10 protein-coding genes and 1 tRNA gene are annotated in these 15,379 nt (G+C 38.8%); 4 read left to right on the top strand and 7 right to left on the bottom strand.

Going from position 1 to position 15,379, the window contains the following annotated elements; translation table 11 throughout:
- Positions 1-21 precede the first annotated feature (21 nt).
- A complete protein-coding gene (gene rpoB, locus RV04_RS07945; protein WP_071857935.1) occupies positions 22-3,639 on the bottom strand; it encodes a DNA-directed RNA polymerase subunit beta in 3,618 nt (1,205 codons plus the stop codon).
- Between the two features lie 706 nt (positions 3,640-4,345).
- Between rpoB and RV04_RS07935 the strand changes: the two genes are divergently transcribed.
- The 4 genes from RV04_RS07935 (at position 4,346) to RV04_RS07920 (ending at position 8,100) form a co-directional block, all read left to right on the top strand.
- A complete protein-coding gene (locus tag RV04_RS07935; protein ID WP_071857934.1) occupies positions 4,346-5,311 on the top strand; it encodes an ABC transporter substrate-binding protein in 966 nt (321 codons plus the stop codon).
- A 32-nt stretch (positions 5,312-5,343) separates the two neighbouring features.
- Positions 5,344-6,234 carry an ABC transporter permease gene (locus RV04_RS07930; RefSeq protein WP_071857933.1) on the top strand — a complete coding sequence of 297 codons (891 nt, stop codon included), beginning with the start codon at positions 5,344-5,346 and terminating at the stop codon, positions 6,232-6,234.
- Between the two features lies 1 nt (position 6,235).
- Positions 6,236-7,039 carry an ABC transporter ATP-binding protein gene (locus RV04_RS07925; protein WP_071857932.1) on the top strand — a complete coding sequence of 268 codons (804 nt, stop codon included), beginning with the start codon at positions 6,236-6,238 and terminating at the stop codon, positions 7,037-7,039.
- Between the two features lie 107 nt (positions 7,040-7,146).
- Complete coding sequence (locus RV04_RS07920) at positions 7,147-8,100, top strand: biotin--[acetyl-CoA-carboxylase] ligase (protein WP_071857931.1); 954 nt, start codon at positions 7,147-7,149, stop codon at positions 8,098-8,100.
- A gap of 34 nt (positions 8,101-8,134) precedes the next feature.
- On the opposite strand, the gene gor is transcribed toward RV04_RS07920, so the two are convergent.
- From gor to RV04_RS07890, 6 genes are all read right to left on the bottom strand, one after another.
- Positions 8,135-9,484, bottom strand: coding sequence for a glutathione-disulfide reductase (gor, locus tag RV04_RS07915; RefSeq protein WP_071857930.1), 1,350 nt, complete (start codon positions 9,482-9,484; stop codon positions 8,135-8,137).
- Positions 9,485-9,728: 244 nt separating this feature from the next.
- Complete coding sequence (locus tag RV04_RS07910) at positions 9,729-10,970, bottom strand: peptidase U32 family protein (RefSeq protein ID WP_071857929.1); 1,242 nt, start codon at positions 10,968-10,970, stop codon at positions 9,729-9,731.
- Positions 10,971-10,996: 26 nt separating this feature from the next.
- A complete protein-coding gene (locus tag RV04_RS07905; protein ID WP_071857928.1) occupies positions 10,997-11,911 on the bottom strand; it encodes a peptidase U32 family protein in 915 nt (304 codons plus the stop codon).
- A 292-nt stretch (positions 11,912-12,203) separates the two neighbouring features.
- The gene (locus tag RV04_RS07900; RefSeq protein ID WP_071857927.1) at positions 12,204-14,696 is read right to left on the bottom strand and encodes an ATP-dependent Clp protease ATP-binding subunit; all 2,493 of its coding nucleotides are present in this window, start codon (positions 14,694-14,696) and stop codon (positions 12,204-12,206) included.
- A 5-nt stretch (positions 14,697-14,701) separates the two neighbouring features.
- Complete coding sequence (locus RV04_RS07895; RefSeq protein WP_169818199.1) at positions 14,702-15,169, bottom strand: CtsR family transcriptional regulator; 468 nt, start codon at positions 15,167-15,169, stop codon at positions 14,702-14,704.
- Positions 15,170-15,288: 119 nt separating this feature from the next.
- Positions 15,289-15,362: transfer RNA gene (locus RV04_RS07890), tRNA-Pro, on the bottom strand.
- Between the last annotated feature and the right edge of the window lie 17 nt (positions 15,363-15,379).

The following is a 15,379-nucleotide window of genomic DNA, read 5'->3' as shown; positions in this document are numbered from 1 at the left end:
TACGTATGGCAAGTGTGACTCTTATAAGTCTTCAGCAGTTTCGATTTCTTGGATCAAATCAGATTTTTGTTCTGCTTTTTCAGCAGCAGCTTGCTCTTTGACTTCTTTAGCAGATTGTTGTTGTTCTGCATATTTTGTCAAAGCATCGACTGTAATCAAATCATCATCATCGTCATCCATGTCACGTAACTCGATTTCTTTATCGTTGATATCTAAGACTTGCATATCTAAACCAAGTGCTTGTAATTCTTTCACTAATACGCGGAAAGATTCAGGTACTCCTGGTTTTGGAATAGGTTCACCTTTGACGATGGCTTCGTAAGTTTTTACACGACCGACTACATCATCTGATTTGTAAGTCAAGATTTCTTGTAATGTATAGGCAGCACCATATGCTTCTAGTGCCCAAACTTCCATTTCCCCGAAACGTTGTCCACCAAATTGAGCTTTACCACCCAATGGTTGTTGTGTAACAAGAGAGTATGGTCCGATTGAACGAGCATGCAATTTATCATCGACCATGTGGGCCAATTTGATCATGTACATTACACCGACAGAGATACGGTTATCAAATGGTTCACCCGTACGTCCATCGTAAAGAACAGTTTTAGCATCCGCAGCCATTCGAGCTTCGCGGACAGTTTCCCAAACATCGCTATCTTGTGCACCATCGAAGACCGGTGTTGCAACATGGATACCTAGTTGGCGAGCGGCCATCCCTAAGTGTAATTCCAATACTTGCCCGATATTCATACGTGATGGCACCCCTAGTGGGTTCAACATGATATCAACGGGTGTACCATCTGGTAAGAATGGCATATCTTCTTCCGGCATGATACGAGATACGACCCCTTTATTTCCGTGACGGCCGGCCATTTTGTCCCCTTCATGAATCTTACGTTTTTGCACGATATAAACGCGCACTAACATATTCACACCAGGAGATAATTCATCGCCTGCTTCACGTGTAAAGATCTTCACGTCATGGACGATTCCGCCACCACCGTGAGGTACACGTAGAGAAGTATCACGAACTTCACGAGCTTTTTCACCGAAGATCGCATGCAATAGACGTTCTTCAGCAGATAATTCAGTAACGCCCTTAGGTGTTACTTTACCAACGAGTAAATCGCCATCTTGTACTTCAGCACCGATGCGGATGATACCCATTTCGTCTAAGTTCTTCAATGCATCTTCCCCAACGTTAGGGATTTCGCGAGTGATTTCTTCAGGTCCTAATTTAGTGTCACGTGCTTCTGATTCATATTCTTCAATATGGACAGAAGTATAGACATCGTCTTTTACTAAACGACGACTCATGATGATCGCATCTTCATAGTTGTAACCTTCCCAAGTCATGAAAGCTACGACAACGTTTTGGCCTAAAGCCAATTCGCCATTTTCCATAGATGGTCCATCAGCTAAGATATCGCCAGCATCAACTTTTTCACCTAATTCAACTAATGGACGTTGGTTATAGCTAGTCCCTGAGTTTGAACGACGGAATTTCGTGATGTCATATTTATCTAATGCGCCGTTGTCGCGACGGACACGAACTTCGTGAGCATCAACGAATTCAACCACACCATCATGTTTACATAGTAAAGCTGCACCTGAGTCATGAGCAGCTTTGTATTCCATACCAGTACCAACCCAAGGAGACTTAGGATTGATCAAAGGCACTGCTTGACGCTGCATGTTGGCTCCCATCAAGGCACGGTTAGAGTCATCGTTTTCTAAGAACGGGATACATGCAGTAGCGACTGCGACTACTTGTTTTGGTGATACATCCATGTAATCCACTTTATCGATTGTTACTTCCAAGTTTTCAGAAGTAGCACGAGCCATAACAACTTCCTCTACGAAAGAGCCATCTTCGTTTAACTTACTGTTTGCTTGAGCAACAACGTAATGGTCCTCGATATCAGCTGTTAAGTAATCGATTTTATCTGTTACTTGACCAGTTGAACGATCCACACGACGGTAAGGTGTTTCAATGAAACCAAATTTATTCACTTTCGCGTATGACGCCAAACTATTGATCAACCCAATGTTCGGACCTTCGGGTGTTTCAATCGGGCACATACGGCCATAGTGAGAATAGTGAACGTCTCGAACTTCATATCCGGCACGGTCACGAGTCAAACCACCAGGCCCTAAGGCAGACAGACGACGTTTGTGTGTCAACTCTCCTAGAGGGTTGGTTTGATCCATGAACTGTGACAATTGAGAAGAACCAAAGAATTCTTTGATACTAGCAACAACTGGACGAATATTGATCAATTGTTGTGGTGTCAATGTTTCTTGGTCTTGAATCGACATACGTTCGCGCACAACACGTTCCATCCGAGCTAACCCAATACGGAATTGATTTTGTAATAATTCACCAACTGAACGGATACGACGATTCCCTAAATGGTCGATGTCATCGACATTGCCGATGCCTTCCATCAAGTTTAAGAAATAGCTCATTGAAGCAATAATATCTGCAGGACGAACTGTACGGACAGAAGAATCAGGATAGTTATTACCGATCACTGTTACTTCACGTTCAGGATCTTTTGGTGAAAAGACTTTGATGACTTGAACAGTCATTGGATCAGTCACGACTGCATCATCTGTTGGGTAGTAAGTCACTGAGTTCAAACCATTTTCTAAACGTTCGCCAAGTGTTTCTTCCATTACTTGGTGTGTAAGAACAGTCCCTTTTTCAACGATGATTTCGCCAGTTTCAGGATCCACTAACGTTTCTGCTAATGTTAAATTCAATAGACGTGTTTTAAGATCTAATTTTTTATTTACTTTGTAACGACCAACATTGGCTAAGTCGTAACGTTTTGGATCAAAGAAACGAGCAGTAAGCAAACTACGAGAGCTGTCTGCTGTTTTAGGCTCGCCCGGACGTAAACGTTCGTATAAGTCTTTCAAACCTTCTTCTGTACGAGAATCACTTGGGTTTTTATGCAAGTCTTTCTCGATTGTGTTACGTAATGATTCGCTTTCGCCGAAGATTTCAAAAATTGTATCATCTGAACCAAAACCTAACGCACGAACTAACGTCGTTAAAGGAATCTTACGAGTACGGTCGATACGTACATACGAAATATCTTTAGCATCTGTTTCCATTTCTAACCATGCACCACGGTTAGGAATAACAGTTGAACCAAAGCCTTCTTTACCATTTTTATCCACTTTTCCATGGAAGTAAACGCCAGGAGAACGAACTAATTGAGATACAATAACACGTTCTGCTCCGTTAATGATAAAGGTTCCTTGTTCAGTCATTAATGGGAAATCGCCAAAGAATACTTCTTGGGATTTGATTTCACCAGTTTCGCGGTTTACTAAACGTAATACAACATGTAATGGAGCAGAATAATTTGCATCGTGTGAACGAGCCTCTGCTACCGTGTATTTAGGTTCTTTTAATTCATAGTCAACAAATTCAAGTGACAAGTTTCCATTAAAATCTTCAATTGGCAAAATGTCTTCAAACATTTCTTGCAAGCCCTCATCTAGGAACCATTGATAAGAATCTGTTTGAATTTCGATCAAATTCGGTAATTCCAACACTTCACTGATTTGTGCGAAGCTTCTACGTTCTCGGTGTTTTCCGTATTTCACTACGTGTCCAGCCAAGTTCTTCACCCCTCTTAAAAGTTTTGAAAACCGATCCGAAGATAAATTACATTTATGTTACAAAAATTAAATTCATGTAACACCTGACATTTTTTGCGGCTTTTAGGCAAAAAAAAACCAAAAATAGAACGTTCTCTTGAAAATATATTCACGAGCTTCTACTTTTGTTCCCTATTAAAAGCCGGAACGGACAATATTTCGTTCCTGCCTTTTATCGTTTCAGATAGTTTTAGCAAATTAATATGATACATGAGGTAAGCATAAAAGTCAATAGGTTCAAAGCGTAGTATTTACTTACGCAAGGTTTTCTTAACATTTTCAGTAAATACAACAATCTACTATTTAAATTTACATTTTCGAATATTCAGAATATTCTTCTTTTTATTATTGACATCTAATTTTTCTTCACGTATACTAATTTACATCTTAACACGTTGGGGGTTGTTCTTATGTTGGACACACAAAACTTACAACTGAATAACCGCTATTACTTTAGCTATTTTAGATAGGTTTGTATTCATTGAAGTGGATACAAACGACCTAAGTGTTTTTTGTATCTATGATGGCTAGAGAATTTTGACGTACCGCCGGCCGCATAGAGAAATCTAAGTGGCTGAAGCATAATATTTTTTGCATTCGTATCACCCACTTAGAGTTTCTATACTTCTAGGTGGGTGATTTTTTTACTATAAAGGAGAGAAAAAGAATGAAAAAAACAGTATTGGCAGGAATTGGGTTAGTTAGTTTATTGATGTTAGGTGCTTGTGGTAGTAATGACAGCGCAAGTGACGATAACATGAAGCACGTTGGTGTTTTACAATTAGTACAGCATGCTTCGTTGGATAGTGCTTATGATGGATTTAAAGAAGGCTTAGCAGAGGGCGGTTATAAAGAAGGCGATAATCTAAAAATCGATTATCAAAATGCTCAAAACAACCAAGACAACTTAAAAAGTATGAGCGATAAACTAATCAAAGAAAAGCCCGATTTGCTCTTAGGAATCGCGACACCTGCGGCGCAATCCTTATTGAATGCAACAACAGATATCCCGATTGCAGTCACAGCTGTAACTGATTTAAAAGAAGCAAAATTAGTCAAGAGTGCTAAAAAACCTGGCGGAAACGTAACTGGAACTACCGATATGGTGCCAATCGACAAACAAATCGATCTTTTACTATCAATTGTTCCAGACGCTAAAACAATCGGAATCATGTACAACGCTGGTGAAGCCAACTCTAAAATCCAAGCTGATTTAGCTGAGAAAGCTTTGAAAAAAGCTGGTGTTGCTGTCAAAGTCAAAACAGCAAATACAACGAATGATGTCCAACAAGTCACGGAATCATTAGCTAACGAAACAGATGGCATCTATGTCCCAACTGATAATACATTTGCCAGCGCTGCTAGCGTAGTTGGTGAAGTTGTTAAAGAGAAAAAAATTCCACTTGTTGCTGGATCAACTGACCAAGTAAAAGACGGCGGCTTAGCAACAGTCGGCATCGACTACGAAGCACTTGGGAAGCAAACAGGTAAAATGGCAGCCAAAATTTTAGATGGCGACGCCGAACCTGCAACTATGCCCGTTGAATCAGCTGATAACTTAGAACTAGTGGTCAATAAAGACATGGCTACTGCACTAGGTATTGATCCTGATAGCATCAAAGAAACAAAATAGCTCCACTTTAATTTGGAAAGAAGGAAAAAAACATGAATGTTATCTCTTTGTTATTATCTTCAACGTCCCAGGGCTTACTTTGGTCACTACTCGCAATCGGAGTTTATTTAACTTTTCGCATTTTAGATATTGCCGACCTTACCGCTGAAGGCAGTTTTCCTTTAGGCGGTGGGATTGCTGCAATCGGGATCGTCAACGGATTGAATCCAATCCTAGCTACTTTATTAGCTTTTTGTGGCGGTATGTTAGCGGGGCTGGTGACCGGCATCTTAAATACAAAATTTAAAATTCCGGCTTTACTAGCTGGGATCATCACTATGACTGGCCTTTATTCGATCACTTCTCGAGTAATGGGTGCACCAAACATTGCTTTATTAGGCGAGGATACCGTCTTCACTGCCGCTCAAAATATGGGCTTAACGAAAAATAATGCAGTCATTTTGATTGGACTCTTGATTGTAGCTTTAGTCATCTTACTGTTGGTCTTGTTTTTCCAAACCGAAATTGGTTTGGCTGTCCGTGCTACTGGAGATAATCCTGACATGAGTGAAGCAAATGGCATTCGAACTGAAAATATGAAATTAGTCGGCTACATGATCTCAAACGGAAGCATCGCACTATCCGGTGCACTCTTAGCACAGAATAATGGTTTTGCTGATTTAAACTCGGGTGTTGGAACGATCGTTATCGGTTTAGCATCGATCATTATTGCAGAAGTATTGCTTCATAATAAGACGATCGGTATCCGTCTTGCAACAATCGCTGCTGGTGCCATCATTTACCGCTTCATTTTAGCACTAGTTTTCGAAATGAATGTACAACCAACGGATTCTAAATTAGCCTCAGCAATCGTCTTAGTCCTTTGCCTTTCTTTGCCACAGATTCGTTCAAAATTCACACCAAAAAAGAAAGGGGTAAAATAAAATGCAACCAGTCTTAAGAATAAGCAATCTACATCAATACTTCGAGCGAGGAACAATCAATGAAAACCATGCCTTAAAAGGAATCAATCTTAGCTTGGCCCCTGGTGAATTTGTGACGATTATCGGCGGTAATGGGGCCGGAAAATCAACATTACTGAATAGCGTGGCTGGAACGTTGTCTATCGAAGAAGGTCAAATGTTCTTAAACGAAGAAGAGATCACCAAACATTCTGTTACCCGCCGGTCTAAAAAAATCAGTCGGGTTTTCCAAGATCCTAAAATGGGGACCGCCGTTCGTTTATCTGTACAAGAAAATTTGGCTTTAGCCATGAAACGGGGGCATAGCCGCGGCTTTGCTAAAGGGGTAAAAAGTAAAGATCGAAACTTTTTCAAAGAACAATTAGCAATGTTGAACCTAAATCTCGAAAATCGATTAGATGCAGAAATTGGATTACTTTCTGGTGGGCAACGGCAAGCCATCACACTCTTGATGGCTACATTGCAACGACCTGATTTAATTTTATTGGATGAACACACTGCTGCACTAGATCCAAAAACTTCTTTAACGGTGATGGAATTGACTGAACGCTTGATTCGCGAACAAGAATTGACTGCCTTCATGGTCACCCATAATATGGAAGATGCGATCCATTATGGGAATCGCCTGATCATGCTTCATCAAGGTCAGATTGCACTAGATTTAAAACAAGAAGAAAAACAACATTTAACTGTACCGAAATTGATGGAAATGTTCCAACAAAATTCAGGCGTTGAATTAAAAGACGACGCTTTACTACTTAGTTAATTTCAGCTGTAAAATCCTTCTTTCTTTGCAGACTACTTTTATGTAGTCTGCTTTTTTGTTACACTGAGCCCAGAGAAAAATACCAGAAAATCAACGGAGGTGTCCCCTTGTCTACGAAAGAAAAAATATTAATTCGTTTAAAATCAGCTGAAGAAATTTTATCCGGGGAAACATTAGCACAAGAAATTGGTGTTTCTCGAACAGCCATTTGGAAAGCCATTAAAGAATTAGAAAAAAAAGGCTACCAGATTCAACATTTGAGCACGGGCTATCGTTACCAATCCTCTGATATTTTGAATGCTGAAGAAATCCAAACGCAGATTCAGCATCCGCTAGATGTGACCGTTTTAGAGACCTCTACTTCTACGATGAAAGATGCACAATTAGCCGTAATTGAGGGGAACCCTTCTCCTCTATTGGTTGTTGCTGATATGCAAGAAGCACCCCACGGTCGGTTCAACCGTCCGTTCTTTGCGGTAAAACAGCAAGGAATTTATATGAGTTTGTTATTAGAGCCGAAAGAACAGTTACAAGAATTGCCGCAATATACCGTATTAATGGCTGTTGCCATAGCAAAAGCCATTGATAAACGCTTAGGTGTAAACAGTCAAATCAAGTGGGTCAATGATATTTACTTGAATCAAAAGAAAGTCGCTGGGATCCTCTCCGAAGCCATGACAGATATCGAAACGAATTCCTTAAAATATATCATCATTGGCATGGGTATCAATTTCTCCATCCCTCAGGAAGATTTTCCTAGTGAAATACAAGCAAAAGCCTCTTCTTTATTTCCTGATGGTCAGCCCACTTGTACGCGAAATCAATTGATTATCGATATTTGGAATCAATTCTTTGCCTTATTGGCGGAACCTGAAAGTTATTTGGCAATGTACCGTGAAAAATCTTTTGTCTTAGGCAAAAAAATTACTTTTAAACGCAAAGAAAAAACCTACTTTGGTACGGCAATCGCAATTACTGATACTGGTGAACTGGTCGTAGATTTAGGCAATGAACAAATGACGCTTTCTTCTGGTGAGATCAGCTTGAGTTCCATTCAATAAAAAAAAGCTTTGCCGCAACGGCAAAGCTTTTTACTTATCTCATTGTGACGAATTCTTCACTACCTGTTGGATGGATTGCTACTGTATCATCAAAATCTTTTTTCGTGGCACCCATTTTGATAGCTACTGCGAATCCTTGCAACATTTCATCGACACCAACACCAATCGCATGAAGCCCAATAATTTTTTCTTCTTCACCAAGACAAACCAATTTCATATCACATTTTTGACGATATTCTCCTAAAGCAAAATACATCGGTGTAAAACGAGAATGGTAGATCTTGATTTGATTTTTCCCATGGCGTTCAATAGCTGCTGCTTCAGATAAACCAATCGTTGCCATCGTTGGATGCGTAAAAATCACAGTTGGAACATTTTCATAATCTAAAAATTCTTCAGACTTTCCATTAAAAACCCGTTCAGACAAACGACGACCTGCCGCAATTGCCACAGGTGTCAAATCAATTTTCCCAATCACATCGCCAACAGCATAAACACCTTCACTTGTCGTATTTTGGAATTTATCAACAATCACAAAACCTTTTTCATTTAATGTAACAGAAGTATTTTCTAATCCTAATTTATCCGTATTCGGTATGCGTCCACCGGCAAACAATACATATTCCCCTGACAACGTATTTCCGTTTTCAAAGTGAACGGTATACCGTCCATCTTCTGTTTGCTTAATTTCTTTTGCTCTATGATGATCATAAAGTTTCATCCCATTCTCACGATAAATATCCACCAAGTTATCAGCTAACATCGTATCAAAGGTACGTAATGGACGACTATGACGGAATGCCCAATGGACCTGCGTTCCCATCCCTTGCAATACTCCACTTAATTCGGCCGCAATGTAGCCGGCGCCTAAAACAACAATATCTTTTGGTTGTTCCGTTAATTCAAAGAAACCATTCGAATCAATCGCGAACTCTCCACCAGGGATTTTCATTTGGCTCGGGCGTCCACCTGTTGCAATCAAGATATTTGCCGCCCTATACTTTTCACCATTGACTGCGATCACATGATCAGATACAAACGTAGCATACCCTTCAATACGTTCCACGTTATTACTATCTAGTCCACGGTAATAAGCCCCATGTAAAAAATCAATGTATTTTTCGCGACGTGCGACTAATTCTTTAAAATCAAATTTTCCCACTTCTGCTTGGACTCCGTAGCTTGGTGCATCTCGTTCGATCATCTCTAACATGCTGCTGGCTTGCCACATAACTTTTTTAGGAACACAGCCCACATTGACACAAGTGCCCCCGATTTTGTTACCTTCGATCAATAAAACTTTTGCGCCATGCATTCCAGCACGATTAGCAGATGCGATTCCACCACTACCTCCGCCAATGACGATGTAATCATACTCTTTCATTCATTTGCCTCCTAGTTTTTATTTGATTATCGGATTTATAAGTACCTAAAATTTTCCGTTATTATGTATGAATCTTTTTTCATATCTAATGATTCAATCAAAAAGTAAATACGATATACAAACTCAATATCTCTATTTTAATACATTTCTTTAAAAATTAATCCTTTTCTGCCTAACTATTCCAACCATAACAACTCTTTTCTTTTAGCAAAAAAAGTACAAAAAGAAAAAGACTAAGAATAACTCAGTCTTTTTTCTTACGGATCATATCTCCCGGTTTAACCGGCTGCGTCACTGGCATTGTTAAAATCATCATTGGGTTTGGTGCTCGATCAATCGATTCTCCTTCGTCATTTTTCATTTCTGTGATAGTTTGTTCGAAATGATGGAAGTTTGGTCCATAAAATTCGATCTCATCACCGACAGAAAAATGATTCCGTTGACGAACAGTAGCAATACCTGTTGTTTCATCGTAGCTTAACACTTCACCGATAAATTTATAAACTGGAATCTTACGACGTGGGCCAAATAATTGTTCATTTTCAGTTGGTACATTGTAATAAAAACCAGTTGCCAATTCACGTTGTGCTACTTTCCATAATTCATCAATCCATTCTTGTTTACAGACATAATTATCTGGATCTGCAATATAGCTATCAACTGCTGCTTTATAAACATTCGCAACAGTTGAAACATAATGAATTGATTTCATACGCCCTTCGATTTTTAAGCTATCAACACCATTTTCAATTAAGTCTGGGATATGTTCAATCATCGTCATATCAACCGCACTCATTGAAAATTCTTCCTTCACATCGCCATTTTCAGTTAATGAACGGTGTTCCTGAGCAAATGGCATATCAAATAAATCATATTTCCAGCGACATGATTGTGAACATCCGCCACGATTGGCATCACGCATCGACATATGATTCGACAACGTACAACGACCAGAATAAGAAATACACATCGCACCATGAATAAAGGCTTCGATCTGAATATCTGTATTGCGACGAATTTCAGCTAACTCTTCCATCGATACTTCACGTGCTAGTACAACTCGTTCCAATCCTTCATTTTGCCAAAATTTTAATGTTTCAGCATTAGTTGCTGAAGCTTGTGTTGATAAATGAATCTCTAATCCAGGTGCTTCTGTTGCGCAAATTTCGATCAACGCAGGATCAGAAACGATCACTGCTGAGATACCGATATCTCGTAATTTTTTAAAAAAATCTCCTGCACCTTTTTCATTGCCTTCATGTGTTACCATATTTGCAGCTACATAAACTTTTGCGCCATATTGTTTGGCAAAAGCTACGCCTTCTTCCATTTCTTCAAATGAGAAATTCCCCGCACGTGAACGTAACCCATAGGCGTCGCCGCCAATATATACAGCATCTGCACCATAGTGGATCGCTGTTTTCAATTTTTCTAACGTACCAGCTGGTGCTAGTACTTCCGGCCGTTTTAACTTTCTTTTTGTCATGTTGTTGCTCCTAGCTCTAAATTTCTTTATTTAATTGCATTTGGATCTAAATGATAAAAACCTGTATCCATTCCACGTGCTACTGGATGATTTTTTTGAATGGATTGCTGTGCTTTAACTTGCGTTTTTTCATCCCAAGTTCCAGCTTCAAGCGCTTGTTTCGCTAAAACAAAAGCCTTAGCTACTTCTACAAATTGTTCTCCTGGAGTAAATAATCCATCTAGTTTCCATGTTTGATAGCCTGTTTGAGCTAATTCTTCTACTTCATTGATCAAGTTCACATCGTTATCAGCAAAAATATGGGTGCCATGTTGATCTTCATAGATTGAATAATGCGTTTCTGCTTTTTTCGGTTCTGAAATAAACAGCCCACGATCTTTCGTCGTTTCTTCGGTTTGTTTTGTATAATTGAAATAATTATTTAGTAATGGACGCTTTGATTGATGGATGCAAGTAGCTCCATAGACCAAGACTTCCGTTGGCACTTCAACATGCTGTTTTAAAGTTTTCATTTCTTCGAATGGAACTTCACGTGCTAAGACTGCTCCAACAGCACCTTTTTTATGCCAAAAATTGATTTGGCGGGCATTCGTTACTAATGTTTCCGCATCATAGATATACGACAAATCATAGTTTTGCAATAAAAAAATCACCCCAGTATCCCCAACAACGATGTTATCTGGTTGTACCTCAGCTAAAAAATCTAGATATTCTGGAATTTTTTTCATCTTGTCAGGATGCATGATGCCATTGACCGCGATATTCACTTTTTTGCCCTTAGCATGCGCTGACTCAATCAATTGCTTTTGTTCCGTTCTCGAAAAAGAATACGGCAGTCGTAAGCCATACTCCTCTTCTCCAATATATAAGGTATCTACTCCGGCAGCTAATAATTCTTTGGCTTGCACCATCGATTCAGCTGTCGCAATTACTTCGATCATTTCTTGTCCTCCCAATTCCCGTTCGGTGATTTCTATCAAAAAATGAATTGACCTTCACCTATCTACCAATAATCTGATATGGTTAATTATTTTGATAAAAATACTCAGCTTATTGGTCTTCTTTTAGACTTTCCCATACTATCACAGCTTTCAAAAGTTTCCAACCGACGCTAATAGAAAGATTTAGAAATAAATACATAAAAAAGAGATAGTAACTAAGCAAATTGACCTCTAAAAGTTAGACCAAAATCTAACTTTTAACCATCACTACAAAGTCCTATCTCTTTTAAAATTATACTTTTGCTGGAATTTTTTCTTCTTTTGAATTCTTAACGGTTAGAGTAATTTTACCTTTGCTTGCACCAATTGTTACAGCATCACCTAACTGAATTTGTCCAGATAGCAATGCCTCAGCCAATCGATCTTCAATTTCTTTTTGAAGCGCACGACGAATTGGACGGGCACCATATTCAGGGTCAAAGCCAACTTTGCCAATAACATCATAAGCAGCAGGGGTAATTTTTACCTTGATCTCATGCTCATCCATTCGTTCTAAGACTGAACGACTCATAATTTTTACAATTTCATGGATTTGCTCTTGATCTAGTGATTTGAAGACCACTGTTTCATCAATTCGGTTGATAAACTCTGGTCGGAAGCTCTTCTTCAATTCTTCTAAAATCCGTTTTTCCATAGCTTGATGATCTTTAGTAATATCTTTTACATTAAATCCAACATTTTTTTCTTCACGAAGTTCTGTTGCACCAATATTAGAAGTCATAATTAAAATCGTGTTGCGGAAATCGACTTTTCGACCTTTAGAATCTGTTAAGTGACCGTCGTCTAATACTTGCAATAAGATATTGAAAACATCGGGATGCGCTTTTTCAACTTCATCCAACAGAATAACTGAATAAGGTTTTTGACGAATTTTCTCGGTCAGTTGTCCGCCTTCTTCATATCCAACATAACCTGGAGGAGAACCGATCAAGCGACTCGTACTATATTTTTCCATGTATTCAGACATATCAACTCTCACTAAGGCTTCTTCGCTACCAAACATTGCTTCAGCTAAAGCCTTAGCTAATTCTGTTTTACCTACACCAGTTGGCCCTAAAAACATAAATGAACCAATTGGCCGATTCGGATCTTTTAACCCACTCCGAGCACGACGAATAGCTCTTGAAATAGCTTTAACAGCTTCTTCTTGTCCAACCACTCGTTTATGCAAAACAGACTCTAAATCTAATAAACGTTGACTTTCTTTTTTCTCCAGTTGTTGTAGCGGAACACCCGTCCATTGAGAAACAACTGCTGCCACATCTTCATCAGTCACTTGGTCAAGATAACCCTTTTCTTGTTTAGCAGCTTTGATTTTAGCCTGCTCTAAGATCTCTGAAAGTTGTTTTTCGCGTAAACGTAACCGAGCAGCCGATTCAAAGTCTTGATTTTGAATTGCTTTTTCCTTTTCAGTTATCAAATCAAGGACTTCTTCTTCTAATTCTGAAAGCTCAGATACTTCATCGGTTGAATCCAAACGAACTTTAGCAGAAGATTCATCCATTAAATCAATTGCTTTATCTGGTAATTGACGAGAATTGATATACCGCACAGACAATGATACCGCTGCATGCAATGCGTCATCAGTAATTTCAACACCATGATGTTCTTCATAGCGAGCTCGCAAACCTTTTAGTATTTCTTCAGCTTCTTCAGGTGTCGGTTCCTCCACTTGTACTCGAGCAAATCGACGTTCTAATGCTGAATCCTTTTCAATGTACTTTTGATACTCATCTAACGTTGTTGCACCAATTGTTTGTAATTCACCACGAGCTAGTGCTGGTTTCAAAATATTTGAAGCATCTATCGCTCCTTCTGCTCCACCTGCACCTATCAATGTATGCAATTCATCGATAAATAGAATAATTTGTCCATCTTGATAAATTTCATCAATAACCTTTTTTAAACGATCTTCAAATTCACCACGATATTTCGTTCCCGCAACCAATGCGCCCATATCAAGCATCATCAATCGCTTACCTCGCATATCTTCTGGTACTTCCCCAGCAATAATCCGTTGTGCTAAACCTTCTACGATTGCCGTTTTACCTACACCAGGTTCACCAACAAGCACAGGATTATTTTTTGTCCGACGACTTAAAATTTGTATCACACGACGAACTTCATTGTCTCTTCCAACTACCGGATCTAAACGTTTGTCTTTTGCTAATTTTGTCAGATCTCGAGCCAATCCATCTAACGTTGGTGTTCCTTGAGAATTACTTTGGGTCGGTTTTACTGTAGCCTTTCTACGACTCGCAGTGCTCTGATTAGCATTTTCATTCACACCCATTTTTTTCAATAGCGTTTGACGCATTTTAGGAAGACCTAATCCTAAATTAACTAAGATATGTGAAGCTAAAATTTCGTCATCTCGTAATAACCCTAATAAGATATGCTCAGTACCTACCAATTTTGCATTAAAACGTTTTGCTTCATCATCTGCAAAAATTAAAATTTGTTTGGCACGTGGAGAATATGGAAGATAGCCACCTTCAGTATATGATTTAACAGATCCATAACCAGTCATATGTTCGATTTCTTCACGAATATCATTTTCATTAGAGTTCATTTGACGCAATGCTTTACCAGCAATCCCTTGCTGCTCAATTACTAAGGCTAGTAATAAATGTTCTGAACCTACTGAACGATGTTTAAAATATTTTGCTTCTTGTTGAGCAATTGCTAATACTGCCTTTGCACGTTCTGTATATAGCTGATCCATATTCTTCACTCCTTCTTCTCATAGCTTAAACGCTCTAAAAATCCATGAAGGATCCTTGCACGTAACCGATTTTCTATTTGACTGATACCTAAACTATTCTTTGAAATTGCACTTAACATTAAATTGCCTTCATTTTCTGTAATAATTTCTTCTTCAAAAAGTTTTTGAATAATTCCAAATGCATTTGCTTCAGAAATTTCATTACTAAATGAATCCATTAACTGTTCTAAAAAATAATGCTGATCAGAGATCTTAACTTTACTAATTCGGATATACCCACCACCACCACGCTTACTCTCAACTAAGTAACCTCGCTGAAAAGTAAACCGTGTGTTAATTACATAATTTATTTGTGATGGCACACAATTAAATTGTTGGGCCATTTCTGCTCTTCGAATTTCGATAATTTCACTATTTTCTAAGATATCCTTCAAATAAGACTCGATTAAATCAGAGGTATTTCTACTCACTATATCGCCTCCTATTGACTATTCCTGACCATAATTATAACGAATTTACAGCTCGAAATAAAGAAGAACGCTTTTCTTTAAAAATTTAGATAAAAAAAAAGAAGGTATCCACCTTCTAATTATCGGGAAGACAGGATTCGAACCTGCGACACCTTGGTCCCAAACCAAGTACTCTACCAAGCTGAGCTACTTCCCGGAAAACAAAAAAAAACT

The organism is Enterococcus hermanniensis (assembly GCF_001885945.1).
In the GTDB taxonomy this organism is placed as follows: Bacteria; Bacillota; Bacilli; order Lactobacillales; family Enterococcaceae; genus Enterococcus_A; species Enterococcus_A hermanniensis.
This window is presented reverse-complemented; position numbering and strand designations above follow the sequence as displayed.